Source organism: Streptomyces sp. NPDC102514 (assembly GCF_055584525.1).
On sequence record NZ_JBVJLW010000010.1, the window covers coordinates 182164 to 201981 of the forward strand.

At 71.7% G+C, this 19818-nt stretch carries 18 protein-coding genes; 7 read left to right on the forward strand and 11 right to left on the reverse strand.

What is annotated here, in order from left to right:
- The first annotated feature begins 84 nt into the window (after positions 1–84).
- Positions 85–1590 (forward strand): nucleobase:cation symporter-2 family protein, encoded by a 1506-nt coding sequence (locus ACZ60E_RS25645; protein ID WP_469443363.1) that lies wholly within the window; start codon positions 85–87, stop codon positions 1588–1590.
- Here the strand turns inward: ACZ60E_RS25645 and ACZ60E_RS25650 are convergent.
- Positions 1510–1869, reverse strand: a complete 360-nt coding sequence (locus ACZ60E_RS25650) for an ArsR/SmtB family transcription factor (RefSeq protein WP_384799254.1) — start codon at positions 1867–1869, stop codon at positions 1510–1512. The genes ACZ60E_RS25645 and ACZ60E_RS25650 overlap by 81 nt on opposite strands.
- Positions 1870–2007: 138 nt before the next feature.
- Between ACZ60E_RS25650 and ACZ60E_RS25655 the strand changes: the two genes are divergently transcribed.
- Positions 2008–3087 carry an NADH:flavin oxidoreductase/NADH oxidase gene (locus ACZ60E_RS25655; protein WP_469443365.1) on the forward strand — a complete coding sequence of 360 codons (1080 nt, stop codon included), beginning with the start codon at positions 2008–2010 and terminating at the stop codon, positions 3085–3087.
- 60 nt (positions 3088–3147) lie between these two features.
- Here ACZ60E_RS25655 and ACZ60E_RS25660 read toward each other — a convergent pair whose 3' ends face one another.
- Positions 3148–3894, reverse strand: coding sequence for an SDR family oxidoreductase (locus ACZ60E_RS25660; RefSeq protein ID WP_469443367.1), 747 nt, complete (start codon positions 3892–3894; stop codon positions 3148–3150).
- Between the two features lie 91 nt (positions 3895–3985).
- Positions 3986–4555 carry an Rv1733c family protein gene (locus ACZ60E_RS25665; RefSeq protein ID WP_469443369.1) on the reverse strand — a complete coding sequence of 190 codons (570 nt, stop codon included), beginning with the start codon at positions 4553–4555 and terminating at the stop codon, positions 3986–3988.
- 224 nt (positions 4556–4779) lie between these two features.
- Here ACZ60E_RS25665 and ACZ60E_RS25670 point away from each other — a divergent pair, with 224 nt between their 5' ends.
- From ACZ60E_RS25670 to ACZ60E_RS25685, 4 genes are all read left to right on the forward strand, one after another.
- Positions 4780–5865 (forward strand): WD40/YVTN/BNR-like repeat-containing protein, encoded by a 1086-nt coding sequence (locus tag ACZ60E_RS25670; RefSeq protein WP_469443371.1) that lies wholly within the window; start codon positions 4780–4782, stop codon positions 5863–5865.
- 186 nt (positions 5866–6051) lie between these two features.
- On the forward strand, positions 6052–6729 hold the full coding sequence (locus tag ACZ60E_RS25675) for a uracil-DNA glycosylase (protein WP_384799269.1): 678 nt from the start codon (positions 6052–6054) through the stop codon (positions 6727–6729).
- Between the two features lie 77 nt (positions 6730–6806).
- Positions 6807–7814, forward strand: a complete 1008-nt coding sequence (locus ACZ60E_RS25680; protein WP_469443550.1) for an N-acetylglucosamine kinase — start codon at positions 6807–6809, stop codon at positions 7812–7814.
- Positions 7815–7933: 119 nt separating this feature from the next.
- The gene (locus ACZ60E_RS25685) at positions 7934–8857 is read left to right on the forward strand and encodes a sirohydrochlorin chelatase (protein ID WP_385837600.1); all 924 of its coding nucleotides are present in this window, start codon (positions 7934–7936) and stop codon (positions 8855–8857) included.
- 158 nt (positions 8858–9015) lie between these two features.
- On the opposite strand, the gene ACZ60E_RS25690 is transcribed toward ACZ60E_RS25685, so the two are convergent.
- Positions 9016–10062, reverse strand: coding sequence for a lactonase family protein (locus ACZ60E_RS25690; protein WP_384799275.1), 1047 nt, complete (start codon positions 10060–10062; stop codon positions 9016–9018).
- Positions 10063–10169: 107 nt separating this feature from the next.
- Positions 10170–11213, reverse strand: coding sequence for an aldo/keto reductase (locus ACZ60E_RS25695; protein ID WP_469443375.1), 1044 nt, complete (start codon positions 11211–11213; stop codon positions 10170–10172).
- Between the two features lie 125 nt (positions 11214–11338).
- Here ACZ60E_RS25695 and ACZ60E_RS25700 point away from each other — a divergent pair, with 125 nt between their 5' ends.
- On the forward strand, positions 11339–12217 hold the full coding sequence (locus ACZ60E_RS25700) for a sulfurtransferase (protein WP_469443377.1): 879 nt from the start codon (positions 11339–11341) through the stop codon (positions 12215–12217).
- Positions 12218–12363: 146 nt separating this feature from the next.
- Here the strand turns inward: ACZ60E_RS25700 and ACZ60E_RS25705 are convergent, their stop codons facing one another.
- The 6 genes from ACZ60E_RS25705 to ACZ60E_RS25730 are packed head-to-tail and all read right to left on the reverse strand — an operon-like array spanning position 12364 to position 19815.
- Positions 12364–13377 (reverse strand): aldo/keto reductase, encoded by a 1014-nt coding sequence (locus ACZ60E_RS25705; RefSeq protein WP_469443379.1) that lies wholly within the window; start codon positions 13375–13377, stop codon positions 12364–12366.
- 54 nt (positions 13378–13431) lie between these two features.
- Positions 13432–14799 (reverse strand): NtaA/DmoA family FMN-dependent monooxygenase, encoded by a 1368-nt coding sequence (locus tag ACZ60E_RS25710; protein WP_469443381.1) that lies wholly within the window; start codon positions 14797–14799, stop codon positions 13432–13434.
- Entirely contained in the window at positions 14796–16253 is a 1458-nt protein-coding gene (locus tag ACZ60E_RS25715) for an NtaA/DmoA family FMN-dependent monooxygenase (protein ID WP_469443383.1), read from the reverse strand. Before ACZ60E_RS25715 ends, ACZ60E_RS25710 begins: the two co-directional genes overlap by 4 nt.
- Positions 16253–17995 (reverse strand): dipeptide ABC transporter ATP-binding protein, encoded by a 1743-nt coding sequence (locus tag ACZ60E_RS25720; RefSeq protein ID WP_469443385.1) that lies wholly within the window; start codon positions 17993–17995, stop codon positions 16253–16255. Before ACZ60E_RS25720 ends, ACZ60E_RS25715 begins: the two co-directional genes overlap by 1 nt.
- On the reverse strand, positions 17982–18884 hold the full coding sequence (locus ACZ60E_RS25725; protein WP_469443388.1) for an ABC transporter permease: 903 nt from the start codon (positions 18882–18884) through the stop codon (positions 17982–17984). Before ACZ60E_RS25725 ends, ACZ60E_RS25720 begins: the two co-directional genes overlap by 14 nt.
- Position 18885: 1 nt before the next feature.
- A complete protein-coding gene (locus ACZ60E_RS25730; RefSeq protein WP_384799299.1) occupies positions 18886–19815 on the reverse strand; it encodes an ABC transporter permease in 930 nt (309 codons plus the stop codon).
- Positions 19816–19818: the final 3 nt, after the last annotated feature.

Consider the following 19818-nt stretch of genomic DNA (forward strand, 5'->3'; position numbering starts at 1 on the left):
GCAACACCACTGAAATCAACATTCTGTTCAACCCCCGTACGGTCACGGACAGCCCCCCTCCCCGCCACTCCAGGAGTCATGCCCATGACATCCCCCGTTCCGGAGCCCGCACGGCAGCTGCACCCCGTGCACCCGGTGGACGAGATCCCGCCCGTCCACAAACTCGCCGCGTTCGGCCTCCAGCACGTCCTCGCGATGTACGCGGGCGCCGTGGCCGTCCCCCTGATCGTCGGCAGCGCGATGAAGCTGTCGCCCGCGGACCTGGCGTACCTGATCACCGCGGACCTGCTGGTGTGCGGCATCGCGACGCTCATCCAGTGCGTCGGCTTCTGGCGGTTCGGGGTGCGGCTGCCGATCATGCAGGGGTGCACCTTCGCGGCCGTGTCGCCGATGGTGCTGATCGGGACGGGCGGCGGCGGACTGCCCGCGATCTACGGCTCGGTGATCGTCGCAGGTCTCGCGATCATGCTGCTGGCGCCGGTCTTCGGGAAGCTGCTGCGGTTCTTCCCGCCGCTCGTCACGGGCACGGTGATCCTGATCATCGGGCTCTCGCTGCTGCCGGTGGCCGGCAACTGGGCGGCGGGCGGGGCGGGTTCGGCGGACTTCGGCGAGCCGGAGAACCTGGCGCTGGCCGCCTTCGTGCTCGCGGTGGTGCTCGGCGTACAGCGGTTCGCGCCGACGTTCCTGAGCCGGATCGCGGTACTGATCGGCATCGTCGTGGGTCTCGCGGTCGCGGTCCCGTTCGGTTTCACGGACTTCGGCGGGGTCGGGGACGCGCACTGGCTCGGCATCAGCACGCCGTTCCACTTCGGCGCCCCCGCCTTCGAGGCGTCGGCGATCGCGTCGATGCTGGTCGTGGCGCTGGTGACGATGACCGAGACGACCGGTGACTTCATCGCGGTGGGCGAGATGACGGACCGCAGGATCGAGCCCCGGACACTGGCCGACGGGCTGCGCGCGGACGGCCTGTCCACGGTCCTGGGCGGTGTGTTCAACACCTTCCCGTACACGGCGTACGCGCAGAACGTCGGCCTCGTCGGCATGACACGGGTCCGCAGCCGCTGGGTCGTGGCCGCCGCGGGCGGCATCCTCGTCCTGCTCGGACTGCTGCCCAAGCTGGGCGCGGTGGTCGCGGCGATACCGGCTCCGGTGCTCGGCGGCGCCGGTCTGGTCATGTTCGGCACGGTCGCCGCGAGCGGCCTGCGAACCCTGGCCCAGGTGGACTTCAAGGGCAACGACAACCTGACGGTCGTGGCCGTCTCGGTGGCCGTGGGCATGCTGCCGGTCGGCGTACCGACGGTGTACGAGAAGTTCCCCGACTGGTTCCAGACGGTGATGAACAGCGGGATCAGCGCGGGCTGCCTCACGGCGATCGCACTGAACTTCCTCTTCAACCACCTCGGCCCGAAGGGCGGTTCAGCGGTGGACGGTTCAGCGGTGGACGGTTCGGAGGCGCGTGGTACAGGGGCGGGTGGTTCGGAGGCACCCGGGATTCCCGCGCAGGGCGGTTCAGCGGCCCCCGAGCCGGACGGCCTGACGGGCCGCCGCGGCGAGGACGCTGTCGAGAAGTCCCGGGAAGAGACCGTCTAGGTCGTCCCGGCGCAGCCCGTTCATCTTGGCGGTGCCCCGGTAGATCTGCCGGATCACCCCGGCCTCGCGCAGCACCCGGAAGTGGTGCGTGGTCGTGGACTTGGTGACGGGCAGGTCGAAGTGCGAACAGGAGAGCTCGTCGCCGTCGGCGGCGAGCTCCCGCACGACCTGCAGCCGCAGCGGGTCGGACAGCGCGTGCAGCACGGCCTCCAGCCGGATCTCCGCCCGCTGCGGGTGCGGCAGATCGCGGCTGCTGCCGGTCGGGGCGGCGATCGTCACGGCGGCTCCAGTACGTCGGGTCCGGAGGTCTCCCCGGAGTTCCCCATTGTACGAGAACTCTCATAGTTTGACATCCACCGTAGTACGATGCTTATCGTACGAGTTGACCACCCCGCCCCGCCATGATTGGAGTCCGCCGTGAGCGCGCTCTTCGAGCCCTACACCCTGCGCGAGCTGACCGTCCCGAACCGGGTCTGGATGCCGCCGATGTGCCAGTACTCGGCCGCGCCGGAGGGCCCCGAGGTGGGCGCGCCGAACGACTGGCACCTCCAGCACTACGGGGCGCGTGCCGCCGGCGGGACGGGCCTGATCATCGTCGAGGCCACCGCGGTCAGCGCCGAGGGCCGGATCTCGCCGTACGACCTGGGCATCTGGAACGACACCCAGGTCGAGGCGTTCCGGCGGATCACGCGCTTCCTGGTGTCGCAGGGCACGGTCCCGGCGATCCAGCTCGCGCACGCCGGCCGCAAGGCCTCCACGGACCGCCCCTGGACGGGCGGCGCGCCGGTCGGACCCGATGCGCACGGCTGGCAGGCGGTCGCACCGAGCCCGCTCGCCTTCGACGAGAACCACCCCGTGCCGACCGAGCTGACGGTGGACGGGATCCGCGAGGTCGTCGGCCAGTTCGCCGACGCCGCACGGCGGGCGCTGGACGCCGGTTTCGAGATCGCCGAGGTCCACGGCGCGCACGGCTACCTGATCGGCGAGTTCCTCTCCCCGCACTCCAACCGGCGCACGGACGCGTACGGCGGCTCGTACGAGAACCGGGTGCGCTTCGCCCTGGAGGTCGTCGACGCCGTGCGCGAGGTGTGGCCCGACGACAAGCCGCTGTTCTTCCGCATCTCGGCCACCGACTGGCTGGAGGAGAACGGCTGGACGGCCGACGACACGGTCCGTCTCGCCGCCGACCTGACCGCCCACGGTGTCGACCTGGTCGACGTGTCCACGGGCGGCAACGCGGCCGGTGTCCGCATCCCCGTCGGGCCCGGCTACCAGGTCCCCTTCGCCGCCCGCATCAAGGACGAGACCTCCATGGCCGTCGCCGCCGTCGGTCTCATCACCGAGGTGGAGCAGGCCGAGAAGATCCTCGCGAACGGCGAGGCGGACGCCGTGCTGCTCGGCCGGGAACTGCTGCGCAACCCCTCCTGGGCCCGGCTCGCGGCCCGCGAACTCGGGGACTCCGTGCACGTTCCGGACCAGTACCACCGTTCGGTCTGACGGGCCCGCCACCCGGGGTCCTTCGGAATCCGCGACCCCGGGTCCGCGGCCGGTCGGGGACTACCGCCGGCTGTCGAGCCAGTCCGCGAAGCGGGTCTCGGCGAGATGGGCCCCGGGGCCGGGCAGCAGCTCGCGTCCCTGGGGGTTCGCGCCGAAGTAGCCGACGGACTCGTCGGTGACGACCTCGCGCGGGTCCTTCTCGGCCGCCAGACCCGTACGGACGAACGCGTCGAGGTGCAGCTCCTCCGGGCCCGCCACCTCGGTGGTGCCGTTCAGCGGAGCCGCCACGGCGACCCGGGCGACCGCCGCGACCACGTCGTCGGACGCGAGGGGCTGGAGCAGCGAGGAGGGCAGCCGGACCGTGTCGCCCTCGGTGGACCCGGCCGCGATGCCCTTCACGAACTCGAAGAACTGCGTGGCCCGCACGATGGAGTACGGGATCCCGGACTCCTTGATCAGCTCCTCCTGGGCGACCTTGGCGCGCAGGTAGCCCGAGGCGGGCAGCGCGTCGCTGCCCACGACCGACAGAGCGACATGGTGTCCCACGCCCGCCGCGGCCTCGGCCGTCACGAGGTTGCCCGTGGACGTGCGGAAGAACTCCAGCACCGCGCTGTCCTCGAAGGAGGGCGAGTTCGACACGTCGACGACGACCTCCGCGCCCTTCAGCGCCTCGTCGAGGCCCTCTCCGCTGATGCTGTTGACGCCGGTGTTCGGGGAGGCCGGGAGGACGTCGTGGCCGTCCGTACGGAGCCTGTCCACGAGCTTCGACCCGATGAGCCCGGTACCGCCGATCACTACGAACTTCATGGTGAGACCCTTCCGGTTTCGTCCGTCGGAATCGGACGTGCTTCACCATGCTGACCGGGCAGGGTCCGGATCTGTGACAGCCGGCGCGGACTCAGCCGGTTTTCCACCTCCACTGGGGGCCGACCCGCTCCCACTCCGTGTCCCACTGGTCGAGCCGCTGCCGCTGCAGGCGCTCCGCGACCAGCCGTCCGCCCGCGAGGGGCACGAGCGCCGCGGTGGTGCCCACCAGGACGCCGATCAGACCCGCCCGCAGGCTCGCCTGGGCCTCCGTGGCGGGCCGGGTGACCATGCGCCCCTGGAGATCGGTCCACACGGTGACCGGGGTCCCCGCCGCGCTGCCCGGCTCGACCCGGGTCTGCCCCCGGTGGGCGGGGCCGTCCGCGGCGGGCCAGCGGACCTCGGCCCACACCTGTTCGGAACCGGAGGCCCTACCCGGCGCGCGCTCGGTGAGCACCGCGGTCACGGGACGCCACTCGGCACGCTCCCGCGCGAGATTCAGCTCGACCGACCGCGTCGCCCACAGGCCCCCGAGCGTTCCGACGAGCACCGCCAGCAGCCCGACGGCGAGCATGGTCCAGGCCTCGATCCTGTCGCTGCGCCGCCGCAGCGGATTGGGCCACCATCGCCACAGCAACGCCCTCGGACCACGCAAAGCCGCCATGGGGGCCCCTCTCCACACGCGCACACAGGACCCCCTCCCATACGCGAGCGGCGGCCCGGTTGCTCACGAGACCTGCCCCACATCCCCGGCCCGTCGCGAAGTCACCGGTGATCTCTCCTGGGAATCGCCCTGACCTGCACCGATATGCCGTCCGGGGGTGACTGTCAGTGGTGGGGTGCAGACTGGCCGACATCTGAGACAACGACGTCCGGAGGTGGATCGGCATGACCGAGGTTCTGCTCACGGTTGGCACGCGCAAAGGACTGTTCGTCGGGCGGCGGCGGGGCGGCGCGTGGGAGTTCGACGACAGCCCGTACTTCAACGCCCAGGCGGTCTACTCGGTAGCGATCGACACCCGTCGTGACGTGCCGAGACTTCTCGTGGGAGGCGACAGCGCGCACTGGGGCCCGTCGGTGTTCCACTCCGACGACCTGGGGCGCACCTGGACCGAACCGGCCGAGGCAGCCGTCAAGTTCCCGCAGGACACGGGTGCCTCGCTGGAGCGGGTCTGGCAGCTGCACCCGGCGGCGGCCGAGCCGGACGTGGTGTACGCGGGCACGGAGCCCGCCGCGCTGTATCGCTCGACGGACCGCGGCGAGTCCTTCGAGCTCGTCCGCCCGCTCTGGGAGCACCCCACCCGTTCACGGTGGGTGCCGGGCGGCGGCGGTGAGGGCCTGCACACGATCCTGACCGACGCCCGTGATCCGCGGGCGGTGACGGTCGCCGTGTCCACGGCCGGTGTCTTCCGTACGAAGGACGGCGGGGAGAGCTGGACGCCGTCCAACTCCGGGGTCTCCGCGGTGTTCCTGCCCGATCCGGACCCGGAGTTCGGCCAGTGCGTCCACAAGGTCACACAGGACGCGGCCACGGCCGATCGGCTCTATCTGCAGAACCACTGGGGTGTGTACCGCAGCGACGACGCAGGGGCGCACTGGACGGACATCGGCGAGGGGCTGCCGTCCACGTTCGGCTTCGCCGCGGCGGCGCATCCCCACCGCGGCGAGACCGCGTACGTGTTCCCCATCAACGCCGACTCCGACCGGGTCCCGGCGGACCGCCGATGCCGTGTCTTCCGCACGGCGGACGCGGGCAGGACCTGGGAGCCGCTGACGGCGGGGCTGCCGCAGGAGGACCACTACGGCACGGTGCTGCGGGACGCCCTGTGCACGGACGGCGCGGACCCGGCGGGCGTGTACTTCGGCAACCGCAACGGAGAGGTGTTCGCCTCGGCCGACGACGGCGACACCTGGCAGCAACTGGCGTCCCACCTGCCGGACGTGCTCTGCGTACGGGCCGCGGTGATCGGTTGAGCCCCCGCACACGGCCGGTGCCGGCCGCGGGGCCGGTGTCGGCGGCACGGCCGGCCGGTGGCGGTCGCCCGGGCCGTGACCCCCGGCCCGGCGTCAACACCCTTCGGTGGCACCGCACATGTCACCGCGGGGCATGCGGCGGCCTCGGGTTGATCGACGGCCCGTGTACGGCAGTAGGGTGACGCCGTGGCACCACGACCGTTGCATGAGATTGTCGAACCCGGCTGGGCCAAAGCCCTCGAACCGGTGGCCGGACGGATCACGGAGATGGGGGACTTCCTGCGCGCGGAGATCGCCGCGGGACGCACCTACCTACCCGCTGGTTCGAACGTGCTCCGCGCCTTCCAACAGCCCTTCGACGACGTCCGGGTCCTGATCGTCGGCCAGGACCCCTATCCGACTCCGGGACACGCCGTGGGGCTGTCGTTCTCGGTCGCACCCGAGGTGCGGCCGCTGCCCGGCAGCCTCATCAACATCTACCGGGAGCTGAGCACCGACCTGGGCCTGCCCCCGCCGTCGAACGGCGATCTGACCCCCTGGACCCAGCAGGGTGTGCTGTTGCTCAACAGGGCGCTCACCACGGCCCCGCGCAAACCGGCCGCACACCGCGGCAAGGGCTGGGAAGAGGTCACCGAACAGGCGATCCGGGCACTGGCCGCACGGGGAAGACCGCTGGTGTCGATCCTGTGGGGCCGCGACGCCCGCAATGCCCGCCCCCTGCTCGGCGACCTCCCTTCGGTGGAGTCCGCGCATCCGTCGCCGATGTCGGCGGACCGCGGCTTCTTCGGCTCGCGGCCCTTCAGCCGGGCCAACGACCTGCTGACCCGCCAGGGCGGCGCACCGGTGGACTGGCGGCTGCCGTGACCGGTCCCGGCGGCGGGGCGGGTGACGGGGCGGGCGGTGGGTCCGGTGTGCTGGGGGTGGACTCCGGTGGGTCGGGGATGCGGGTCGTCCTGGCCGTCGACGGGGGGCGGATCACGGCCCCCCTGACGTCCGGGGAGCCGGTGCGCACCGGGCCGCGCGGCATCGACGCCGGACATCTGCTCGGGCAACTGCTGCCGATGGCACGGCAGTTGATGGCCGATGCCGGGGTCGGCACGCTCCGGGCCGTCACCGTCGGCGCGGCCGGTCTCACCACTTTGGGTGACTCGCTGCGCGCCGAGCTGCCGTCGGCGCTGGCCCGCGAACTCGGCGTACGGCGGCTGGCGCTGGTCGCCGACGCCGTCGCGGCCTACACGGGCGCGCTGGGCCAGCGGGTGGGCGCCGTCGTCGCGGCCGGTACGGGGATGATCGCGATCGGCACGGACCTGCGTGAGTGGCGCAGGGCGGACGGCTGGGGCCATCTGCTCGGTGACAGCGGCAGCGGGGCCTGGATCGGCCAGGCAGGCCTCGACGCGGCCCTGCGCGCCTACGACGGGCGCCCCGGCGGTTCGGCGCCGCTCCTGGCCCGCGTGGAGGCGGTGTTCGGTTCCGCCCCGGCGGTGCCGGGGCGGCTCTATCCGCGCCCGGACCGGCCGGCCGTGCTGGCGGCCTTCGCGCCCGAGGTGGCCGCCTGTGCCGACGGCGGCGACCCGGCCGCGCTCGGCATCCTGGCCGCGGCGGCCCGGCACATCGCCGACTCGGCCGCCGCGGTGTGCCCCACGGAGGCGGACGTGCCGCCCGGCGGGGCCGCGGGGGCTGGCGAGGTGCGCCTCGCGCTCACCGGCGGGCTGTTCCGGATGGGCGACCCCCTGCTCGTACCCCTGCGGGCCGCGCTGGCGGAGCGGCTGCCGCACGTGCGGGAGGTGCCGGCCGCGGGTGACCCCCTCGACGGGGCCGTCGGCATCGCCGTCGAGCTCGCCGACGACCGGCTCACGCTGCCGCGCGACGACAGCATGCTGCTCGTCGTACGGGACCTCTCGGATGCCGCGGGAGCCCCGGGCAACCGTTCACAAGATCGCTCTCCGTGATCCACAGATAACCAGGGAGATCGCTCCGCGCGTAACTCATCAGACAAAACCGGACGGATACCGCTCACCTGCACCCTCCCCGAACAGGGGAGCCCAGGAAACCAGTAACATTCGGCGCCATGAGCTCCCCCACTGGGCCCGCGTCCGGCCTGCCAGTACGAATGCCGCGACCCCGCCAGCCCGGTCGGCACCGCCGGCCGGAACCGTTGGCGGCTCCCGAGGGCGCGCCCGCGCTCGTCCTCGCGGTGCCGGGCACGCCCAGCACCGCCACCCGCAGCCTCGTCGAGGAGGTCGTGAGCATCGCGCGCTCCGAGCTGCCCGGCCTCGACGCCAGGATCGGGTACCTCGACGGGGACGACACCGAGTTCCCCACTCTCCAGACGGTGCTCGCGCACGCCTCCGAGGAGCGTGCTCAGCGCTTCGAGCAGGCCCGCGCGGCCGGTGTGGACGTGGTGGAGCCCGACGGGCCCGTCGCCGTGGTCGTGCCGCTGCTCGCCGGCCCGGACAACGCGCTGCTGCGCCGCGTCCGCCAGGCCGTCATGGACAGCCGCGTCGCGGCCGACCTGACGGATGTGCTCGGCCCGCACCCGCTGCTCGCCGAGGCACTGCACGTGCGCCTGTCCGAGGCGGGCCTGGCGCGCGCCGACCGGGCCAGGCTGTTCACCGTGGCGACCGCCGCGGACGGCATCATCCTCGCGTCCGTCGGCGGTGACGAGGCCGTGCAGGCGGCCGGGATCACCGGCATGCTGCTCGCCGCGAGACTCGCCGTGCCCGTGATGGCGGCGGCGCTGGACGAGGAGGGCTCGATCGCGGCCACCGCCGAGCAGCTGCGCAACTCCGGTTCCCAACAGCTGGCGCTCGCCCCGTATCTGATCGGCCCCGAGCTGGAGCCGGGTCTGCTCGACGAGGCGGCCAAGGAGGCGGGCTGTTCCGCCGCCGAGGCGCTGGGCCCGTACCCGGCGATCGGCAAGCTGGCGCTGGCCAGGTACACGTCGGCGCTCGGTATCGCGCCGCCACAGCCGCAGGGCGCGCCGGTCCGCTGACGCGCCGACCGGACGGTACCGCACAGGGCACCAACCCCGAAGGGCCCGCTCCGTCTCCGGAGCCGGGCCCTTCGGGGTTCCCGAGCCTCCTGGGGAGCCCTTCAGGGACCCTTCAGCGGCCCCTCGGCAGTCCTTCGGCAGCCCTTTCGGCGGAGCGCTCAGTCGAGCACCACGCAGGACGCCGCGGGCGCCTTGACCGACCCGCCGCGCTGCGGGATGCCCGTGTCGGGGTCCACCGAGAACCACGCGACATGCCCCGAGCGCTCGTTGGCCACGTACAGGAAGCGGCCCGTCGGGTCCAGGGTCAGGGCGCGCGGCCAGATGCCGCCGCAGGAGACCGTGGCGACCAGTTTCAGGCCCTCGTCGGGCGTGCCGGGCACGAGCACGGAGACGACGTCCTGGCCGCGCGTGGCGGTCCACACGAAGCGGCCGTCGGGTGACACGACGATGCCGGACGGGTAGGCGTCGCCGTCCGGGAGGTCGGCCAGCACGGAGGTCTCCCCCACCGGCCTGAGCGCGCCCCTGACGGCGTCCCAGCGGCAGGCGGTGACGGTCGGCGACAGTTCGTTGAGGACGTACGCGCGCTCGCCGTCCGGGTGGAACGCCAGGTGGCGGGGCCCGGAACCGGGCCGCAGGGCGATCTCCCGGTGCAGCGCGAGCGTGCCGTCGCGCAGCGCGCACACCCGGACCGAGTCGGTACCGAGGTCGACGCTCACCGCCCACCGGCGGCTCGGATCGGGCTGGACGTGGTGGGCGTGCGGGCCCTGCTGGCGCTGGGTGTGCGGCCCCGCGCCCTCGTGCTGCAGCACCCCGGAGACCGCTCCGAGGCTCCCGTCGTGGCGCACGGGCAGGGCGCTGACGCTGCCGGAGCCGTAGTTGGCGGTCAGCACATGACCGTCGAAGAGGCTCAGATGCGTGGGCCCGCTGCCGCCGACCCGCACCAGGGGCCCGGCCAGGGACGGCTCGTCGCCCTTCACCCGGTAGGCGGCGACCGCGCCCTGGGTCGTCTCGCTCACCGCGTAGAGCATGTCCCCGCCGGGCGACAGGGCCAGGTACGAGGGGTCGGCGACGCTGTTCACGGCACTCAGCAGCGTCAGCGCGCCGGTGTCCCCGTCCACGGCGGCGGTGAGCACGCCCAGGCCTCCCGCCGCCGTGAAGGAGCCGATGTACGCCCGTCGCTGCCGTCCGCCGCCGCCGTCCGTCACTGCGTCCCCTCTCGGTGCCACGTCATGACCACGCCCTTCTCAGGTTCCTGTCGGGTTCCTGGGGGCGACGGTAGCAGCGAATGGCCTAGACCAAGCGGTGTGGCCGTTCAGGCGTGTACGGCGGTTCCGTGGACGCCGTGTCGGTCCAGCAGCGCGAGTTCCTCCTCGCTGAGCGGCGGGAAGTCCAGCGCCCGTACGTTGTGGTCGAGTTGCCAGGTCGAACTCGCCCCGATCAGTGCGCTGGTGACCTGTGGGAGCCGCAGGACCCACTGCAGGGCGAGCTGGGCCAGGGACTGGCCGCGTTCGCGGGCCAGTTCGTTGAGCGCCGTCGCCCGTTTCCGGTAGGTGTCGTCGATGACGTCCGGTGACAGGAAGGAGCTGTTGTGGGCCCGGGCGCTCGCGGGGACCGCGCCGGTGAGGTACTTGTCGGTGAGCAGCCCCTGGGCCAGGGGACTGTAGACGACGAGACCGAAGCCTTGCTGGGCGGCGAGTTCGATCAGCCCGTCATGTTCGGGGCGCCGGTCGAAGAGGGAGTAGCGCGGCTGATGGACGAGCAGCGGCACTCCGGCCCGGCGCAGCAGTACGGCGGTCTCGTGGGCCCGTTCGGCGGGGTAGTTGGAGATGCCCGCGTACAGCGCCTTCCCCGAGGTGACCGCGCTCACCAGCGCTCCGACCGTCTCCTCCAGCGGGGTGGAGGGGTCGGGGCTGTGGCTGTAGAAGATGTCGACGTGGTCGGTGCCGAGGTCGCGCAGGCTCTGGTCGAGCGAGGTCAGCAGCGACTTGCGGGAGCCGCCCCGCTGGTAGGGGCCGGGGCCGATCGGGTTGCCGGCCTTGGTCGACAGGATCAGTTCGTCCCGGTGGGAGGCGAGATCCCGGCGCAGCACCCGACCGAAGAACTTCTCGGCGGCGCGGTGCGGCGGGCCGTAGCGGTTGGCGTTGTCGAAGTGGGTGATCCCCAGGTCGAAGGCGTGCAGCACGATGTCGCGCTGCGTCCCGTAGGGGTGGTCGGTGCCGAACTTCTGCCACAGCCCGAACGAGAAGGCGGGCAGGTCCAGGCCCGAGGTCCCGGCGCGGCGGTAGGCGAGGTGGTCGTATCGGTCGGCCGCCGGCCGGTGCGGGCTGCCGGAGGTGGAAGCGGTGGAGGCTGACATTCGGGCTTTTCCTTCATGGTCGCGGTGCACTGGTGGGCAATTTCGTCAGGGTGTAATAAAAAATATATAGAGCAAAGCCTCTCGCGATGTATCTTCATGGAAAAAGCGAGCGAAGAGGAGAAGTAATGTGCCCGGCCTCCGTCAGGAACGTCACCATTTCGGCGAGTGAGCTCAGTTTCGTGCTGTCCGGCAATGCGTCGAGCGGCACGTCGGCCGTCGTCCTTGAAGTGGGAAGAAAGGGCGGGGAAGGTGTCGATCCTCGGCGTTCCTATGCTGCGGGGCACATCCCCGGTGCGCACTATGTGGAGTTCGAAGCGGATCTGGTCGGATCGCCCACCGGGAGTTCCGGTCACGGGCCGCTCCCCGCGGTGGGCGACCTGCAGGAGCGGCTGCGCGACTGGGGTGTGGACGACGGCGGCACGGTCGTCGTCCACACCCGGCAGAATCCCGCCGTGGCCGCCCGGGCCTGGTGGATCCTCCGCTGGGCCGGTGTGGCGGACACGCTCTGCCTGGACGGTGGCCTCGCCGCCTGGCAGGCGTTCGGCGGACCGCTCGACACCGACGTTCCGCCGCGGGCCGCCGGCACGGCCGTCGTGCGGCCCGGTTCGCTCGCCGTCCTGAGCGCGGAGGACGCCGGACGGCTCGCCGCCGCGGGGCACCTCGTCGACGCGCGCGCCCCGGAGGCGTACGCCGGAGATCCGGGGCGGACGGGGACCGGCCACATTCCGGGCGCGTACAGCATCCCCGGCTCGGAGAACTTCTCCGGGGGCCGGCTGCGCGACACCGCGGAGTTGCGGGCCCTGTACGCCGGCCACCTGGACGGACGCGCGGTCGGCGCGTACTGCGGCGGTGGGGTGTCGGCGACGACGACGGTGCTGGCGCTCGCTTCCCTGGGGGTCGAGGCGGCTCTGTACCCGGGCTCGTGGTCCGCCTGGATCACGGATCCCGCCCGGCCGACCGCGACCGGGCCCGCCCCCGGAGCCCGGCCGCCCGCAGCGCGGTGACGGCGGCAGGGCCGGGGGCCACCGAGCCCCCGGCCCCGCCCCCCGAGCCCGACCCCACAGACATTCCGGCATTCCGGTAGCCAGGCACTCCGGCAACCGGGCGTCGCGGCCCTCAGTGCCCCGGAGCCCCCGGAGCGCCCCGCGGCTCACCCCCGGTCGACCACACCGGGGCCGCCCGAGAGGTCGCCGGTGAACAGACCGCGCAGCTCGGCCTCCTCGTCGGCCGTGGGGACCCATCGGGAGGCCCGCACGTTCTCGTCGAGCTGCCCGGGCACGGTCACCCCCGCGATCACGCTGGTGACCGTCGGCTGGACCAGCAGCCAGCCCAGCGCCGCCGCGCTCGGAGTGATGTCCCGGTCGCGCGCGAACTGCTCGAACTTCGCCAGGGCGGCCCACGGCGCCGAACGCAGCAAATAGCGTTTCAGATTGGTTATCTTCGCATTCTCCGGTGCCCGCTCCGCCGAATACTTTCCGGTGAGCAGTCCGTTCTGCAGAGGGAAATACGGAATGAATCCGAGACCATGGTGGTCCAGCGCCGGAATCAGTTCCTCCTCCGGTTTCCGCCAGAGAAGACTGTATTCGTCGGTCGTGGAGACGAACCGGGTGAGGCCGTGCGCGCGGGCGGTGTGTTCCGCGTCGACGATCTGCCAGGCCTTGAAATTCGACGCGCCGACGTACCGTACCTTTCCCGATCTCACCAGGGTGTCGAGCGCCGACAGGGTCTCGTCGATCGGTGTGAGGGGGTCCGGGAAGTGGATCTGGTACAGGTCGATGTAGTCGGTACGCAGTCGGCGCAGCGACTCCTCGACCGCGGCGACGATGTATTTGCGGGAGCCGGGACGGCTGTAGGCGGCACCGCGCTCGTGCTTGAGGTTCAGGCCGAACTTGGTGCCGATGACGACCTGTTCGCGGCGGTCGCCGAGTGCGGCGGCGAACAGTTCCTCGCTCTGGCCGGGCCGGTCGCCGTAGCCCTCGGCGAGGTCGAAGTAGGTGATGCCGAGGTCTATCGCGCGGTCGACGATCGCGGTGACCGCCTCCTGGCCGGTCGCGCGCATGCCCGACCGGCCGAAGGTGCTGGCGCCGATGCCGATCTCGGACAGGATGAGACCCGACGAGCCGAGCCGGCGGTGTCCGTCGGGAAGGTGCAGAGCGGGGGGCACGGTTGGCCTCTCTCCTGAATGGGTGCCGTCAGTGGGTGCCGTCGGCAGGCGTCGTCAGTAGGTGTCGTCGGTGTCCAGCAGGCCCTGGAGCGTCGAGGCCTCGTACTCGGTCCGGAAGATGCCGCGGCGCTGGAGCTCCGGGACGACGAGGTCGACGAAGAGGTCGGCCGGTCCGCGGTGGTACGGAGGGAACAGCTGGACGCCGTCGAGGACCTCCTCCTCCAGGTTCTCCTCCAGCCAGTCGGCGATGGCCTTCGCGTCGCCGACGACGGCCGGCTGCTGGGCGTGCCGGGCGCGCTGGACGTAGTGGTACAGCTCGCGCAGGGTGGCGTCCTCGCCGATCTGCGTGGAGAGGATCTGCCGCAGCAGTTCCCGGTCGTCCTTGGTGTCGCCCGCGCGGTCGCCGAGCAGCGGCTTGAGCGCGTCGTCGGCGAGTGTGTCGATGTCGACGACGTCGAGGACACGCTCGCTGTCACGGACCCTCGACAGGTCGATGCCGAGGGCCTGGGAGAAGGCGGCCGGCAGGGCCTCCGTCAGCTGCAGGGCTTTGATCTCGTTGAACTTCGCGCGCGCTTCCCTGGCGGTGCCGCCGAGGTAGAAGGTGATCCCCGGAATGATCTTGAATTTCTCGGGGTCGCGTCCGTTGGCCGCGACGCGTTCCTTGAGCCTGCGGTACTCCTCCTTGCCGCGGCTGATGCCGAAGTACAGCGAGAAACGCACCTGCCCGAAGTCGGCGCCGTACCGCAGGGACTCCTCGGAGAGGCCCACCTGGACGATGGGGATGTGGGACTGCACCGGCGGCGGTACGTTCAGCGGTCCGCGGACGTCGAAGTGCTCTCCGTGATGGTCGAGTTGATGCCAGGAGCCCGGCTTCACCAGCGTGCCGGCGCGCTTGTCGTCGAGCAGGAGGTCGTCGTCCCAGCTGTCGTACAGCAGCCGGTTGACGACCTCGGTGAACTCCCGGGCGCGGGCGTACTTCGTCGCCTCGGTCGGCACGGGGTTCTTGCCGTAGTTGCCGACCGGGTCGCCGTCGCGGTCGATGCCGAAGACGACGTTCAGCGCGGTGCGGCCCTGGTTGAAGTTGTCCAGCGTCGCCAACTGCCGGGCGACGCCGTAGGGATGCTCGAAGGAGGAGTTGACCGACATGACGAACCCGAGGTTCTTCGTGATCGCCGCGGCGTGTCCGGCGTACACGAAGTTGTCCCAGCGGAAGACGCGGTTGAGGCGGTCGGGCTCGCTGCCCAGCGCGCTGCCGGCGAAGACGTAGTCCAGCTTGCCGCGCTCGGCGGTCCGGGCGATGTCGAGGATGACGCTGGGGTCACGCAGTCCTGCGTTGGTGGCCTCCGGCAGCCGCCAGGCGTCCAGGTCCCAGCCGGTGCCGTAGGCGGCCAGGCCCAGCCGGAGCTTGCGTCGGGTGCTCATGCGGATCGTTCCTCCGGGTCGGTGGCGGCGAAACTGTTGGGGGGTGTGTCCAGGCCGAAGTGGCCGCGGAAGGTGTCCGTCGTGTACTCGGTGCGGTAGACGCCGCGTTCCTGGAGGATGGGGACCACCTCGTTCGCGAAGCGCTCCAGCGGCTCCCACAGGTGGGGCACGCTGACGTTGAACCCTTCGGCGGCGCCGCGGTCGAACCAGTCGATCAGGGTGTCGGCGACGTGCTCGGCCGTGCCGATGACCAGGGGGAAGTTCCCGGCGATCGAGGCACCCAGGACGTCCCTGACGCGTACACCGCCGTTGTCCACGGTGCGGCCGGTGCGCTGGGCCAGCGCCGTCAGCAGGGTGCGGCCGTAGTCGTTGAACCGGTCGGCGGTGTCCGGCTTCACGGTGCCGTCGACGCCCAGCGGGCGCAGGTCGGCACCGACACGTTCCGACAGCGAGCGGACACTGCGGACGCCCTTGGGCAGCGGGAACCGGGAGGCCTTGATGCGGGCCCAGTCCGGCCCCGACCAGTACGACTCGTCCTGGTCGCCCTCCACGAGGTCGTCGTCGAACGGCAGCAGGCCGTTCAGCTCCTCGTACAGCTCGACCGCCTGGGCCCGGGTGTCGGCGACGAGCGGGGTGATGCCCGGCAGGAAGAAGATCGGGTCCACCCGTCCGCGCAGGCGTTCGGCGCGGCGGCGTACGTCGGTGTTGAACGCGATCGAGTCCTCCGGTGTCGCGGGACCGGTGAAGTTGACGTCGGCCCACTTCGCGGTCAGCTCACGGGAGAGCTCGGAGGCACCGGCGTACAGCAGCGGTACGTGGCCCTGCGGCGGGCGCTCCAGCGGCAGGGTGCCGGCGACCTGGAAGTGCCTGCCCTGCCAGTCGAGCCGGTGGACCTTGGTCTCGTCGAGATAGCGCCCGGTCTTCTTGTCCTGGAGGTAGGCGCCGTTCTCGATGCTGTCCCACAGCCGCTGGACGACGTGGATGAACTCGTCGGCGCGCTCGTAGCGGTGGGCGCCGCCCAGGTCGGGGAGGCTGAAGTTGCGGGCGGCCAGGTCGGAGGCGCCCAGGACGACGTTCCAGGCCAGCCGTCCGCCGCTGAGGTGGTCGAGGGACGCCGTCAGTCTCGCCAGGATGTACGGCTCGTAGAACGTCGGGTGCGCCGTCACGACGAGCCCGATCTTCGAGGAGTGCAGGGCGAGTTGGGAGGCCAGGGTGAAGGGTTCCAGGCGTCCGGTGTTGTGGGTGGTGACCCACTGCTCGCCCACGATGTCGCCCGGGAGGGTGTCCCCGAGGAAGAAGAAGTCGAACTTCGCGTCCTCGACGATCCGCAGCGCCCTGGTCGCGTACTCCAGCTCGAAGGCCTGTGCCGTGGGCGCGTCCTGGTGGCGCCAGCCGCCCCAGTGCGTGCCGTTGAGCCAGTGCATGTAGCCCAGGTGAAGGTGCCGCTCGGGCATCAGGTGTTCCTTTCCGTTGCGGATCCGCCGGGTCCCACGAGGACGGCCGGGCCGGATCCCGCGAGGGCGGCCGGGCCGGGCGCGGCGGCACCGGGGATCGACGCCAGCAGTTCCTTGACGTAGTCGGTCCGCGGCTCGGTGAGGACGCCCAGGGCCGGGCCGCGTTCGACGATGTGACCGTGCTGCAGGACGACGATCTCGTCGGAGACCTCGGCGATGACGCCCAGGTCGTGCGAGATGAAGACGTAGGTCAGGCCCAGTTCGCGCTGGAGCGAGTCGAGCAGGCCGAGGATCTGGCGCTGCACGGTCACGTCGAGGGCGGAGACCGGTTCGTCCAGGACGACGACGTCGGGCCGTGGTGCCAGTGCGCGGGCGATGGCCACCCGCTGCCGCTGGCCGCCGGAGAGTTCGGCGGTGTACCGGTCGGCCAGCTCGGCGGGCAGGCCGGTGACCTCCAGCAGTTCGGTGATCCTGCGCGCACGCTCCTGCGCCGTCCCGTACGTGTGGCCCCGCAGCGGTTCGTCGAGGATCGCGCGGACCGTGGAGCGCGGGTTGAGGGAGGCGAAGGGGTCCTGGTAGACCATCTGCACCTTGCGGTAGAGGCCTGCCTGTCCGGCGCCCCTGCGGTGGTGGACGACCGGTTCGCCGTCGATGGCGACCGACCCGGTGTCCGGCGGGGTCAGCCCGGCGAGGACGCGTACGAGGCTCGTCTTGCCCGATCCCGATTCGCCGACGATGCCCAGTGTGGTTCCCTTGCGCACCCGGAACGAGGCGTCGGCCACCGCGGTGACCGGCTCCGCGCCGCGGCGGGAGGTGAAGGTCTTGCCGACGCCCTCGGCCTCGACGACCACCGGGGAGTCCGCGGGCACGGTACGGGCGTACTCCAGCCGGGCGGTCGCGGCCTGCCGGCCCGAGAACCCGAGCGAGGAGGAGCGCAGCAGGTCCTCCGTGTACGCGTCCGCAGGATCGGCGACGACCTCGCCGGTCCGCCCGCTGCGCACGATCCGTCCGTCCTTGACGACGGCGATGTCGTCGGCCCGCTCCGCGGCGACCCCCAGGTCGTGGGTGATGAGCAGGATTCCCAGACCGTCGGTCTCCACCAGGGCCGACAGGAGGTCGAGGATGGTCCGCTGCACCGTGACGTCGAGGGCGGTCGTGGGCTCGTCGGCTATGAGGAGCCGGGGCCGGGTGCTCATCGCGGCGGCGATCAGCACCCGCTGGCACATTCCGCCGGACAGCTCGTGCGGATAGCGGCCGTACAGACGGGCGGGGTCGCGCAGTCCGACCTTCGCGAACAGGTCGAGGACCCGTGCGCGGCGCTCCGTGCGGGAGCCCAGGCCGTGGGCGCGCAGCGGTTCCCCGGCCTGGACGCCGACGGGCAGCAGGGGGTTGAGGCCCAGGAGCGCGTCCTGGGGTATGTAGCCGATCTCCTTGCCGCGCACGGCCCGGTACTGCCGTTCGGACAGTCCGGTGAGGGTACGGCCGCCGAGGACGACCTCGCCCGAGGTGACCCGGCCGTTCTCGGCGAGGGTGCCGGTGACGATCCGGCCCAGGGTGGACTTGCCCGAACCGGACTCGCCGACGACGGCCCGGATCGAGCCGGCCGCGACGTCCAGGCTCACACCGTCGAGCACGGGCACGGCGGCGCGGCCTGGGACGGTGAACTCGGCGCTCACGTCCCGCAGTCGCAGCAACGGCGTGTCCTCGTCCACGGTCGACGGCACCTGCTCAGGCGACGACACGGGTCCTCCCTCGGTTGAACGACCTGCCGATGCGGTAGACCGCGAGAACGGTGAGTACGACGACCAGGCCGGGCAGCAGGCTCAGCCACCACTGGACGCCGATGAACGTGCGTCCCTCGGCCACCAGGAGGCCCCACTCGGGTGTCGGCGGAGGTGCGCCGAGTCCCAGGAAGCTCAGTGCGGCGACGGTCAGGATCGCCGTGCCGATGTCCATGGTCGCCGCGGCCAGGACCGACCTGGACGCGTTGGGCACGACGTGCTTGAACAGGCGGCGGACATAGCCGTGCCCGGCGAAGACCGAGGCCTCCACGTACTTGGCGTTGCCGACCTTCAGTACCTCGGACCGCATCAGCCGGGCGAAGCCGGCCGTGCTGTTGATGCCGATGGCCACCGCGATGTTGAGCGTCCCGCGGCCCAGCGCGGAGATGATCGCGAGGGAGACGATCAGGCTCGGCACCGCGAGCATGATGTCGACGATCCGCATCAGGACGCTGTCGGTCCTGCCGCGCAGCGCGCCCGCGACGAGACCGATCAGCGAGCCGCTCACCAGACCGATGGCGACCGCGACGACCGCCGCCTGGAGGGACAGCCGGGTGCCCCACACCGTGCGGGTGAACTGGTCGCGGCCGAAGTCGTCGGTGCCGAAGAGATGGTCGGCGCCCGGCGCGAGCAGCATCTGCGAGCCGTCCTGGCGCAGCGGGTCGCCGGAGGCGAACAGGCCGGGGTGGATCGCGGCGACCAGGACCACGACGATCCACAGGTACGCGGCGAGGAGTCCGGGTGAGCGCAGGAGTTCGGAGAGCCGACGGCCGCTGTTCCCGGGCAGCCGCTTGCGCCGCCCGGGCGGCGGCGCGGGCACCGTCGCTTCCTTGGCTTCGAGTGTCGTCATGTCATCCGTCCCAGGAGATCCGCTTGTCGAGCAGCGGGTAGACCGCGTCGACGACGAGGTTCACCACGACGAAGATCACCGCGCTCATCGTCACCGCGACCAGGACGACGGGCATGTCGCGGCCGTCCACGGCGTCGACCACCAGCCGTCCCACCCCGAGCCGGGAGAACACCGTCTCCGTCAGGACCGTCCCGCCGACCATCACGCCGACGGTGGTGCCCAGCGAGGTGACGACCGGCAGTGCGGCGTTACGCAGGGCGTGCCGGACGACGATGTCGAAGCGGCTGAGCCCCCAGTTGCGGGCCGTCTCGATGTAGGGCGAGGTCAGCGCGCCGCGAAGGTTGGCGGTGAGCAACTGGGAGATGCTGCCGCCGCCGGCGACCGCGAGGGCCGCCGAGGCGATGAGAAGTCCCAGGAAGCTCTGGTCGCTGACCGCTTTGATCCAGTGCAGTTGGAAGGCGAACACCTGCAGCAGCACGAGGCCCACCAGGAAGGGGGGCAGCGACACCGCGACCGGCGGCAGCGAGATGAGCAGTTCGCGCGCCCACTTCCAGTCGGTCAGCTCGATGAGCACCGACAGCGTCACGCCGAGCACGACCGCGAGGAGCAGTCCGAGGAACGCCAGCTTGAGCGTCTCGGGGAAGGACTCGAAGTACACCTCCACCGCCGGGCGGCGCTGGTAGACGCTCTGGCCGAAGTCCCCCTGGAGGGCTCCGGTCAGCGCGTCCCAGTACTGGACGAGCACGGGGCGGTCCAGGCCGAGCAGCTCGCGCTGCTCGGCCAGGAGCTGTTTCACGTCGGCGCCGTCGGCGCCCGCCGTGAGTCCGCCCGCCGCGTCACCGGGGACGATGTACAGCAGGAAGAACGCCCCGGTGAAAGCACCCCAGACCACGATGACGCCGTAGAGGAGCCGAAGACCGTATCGTGCCATCGT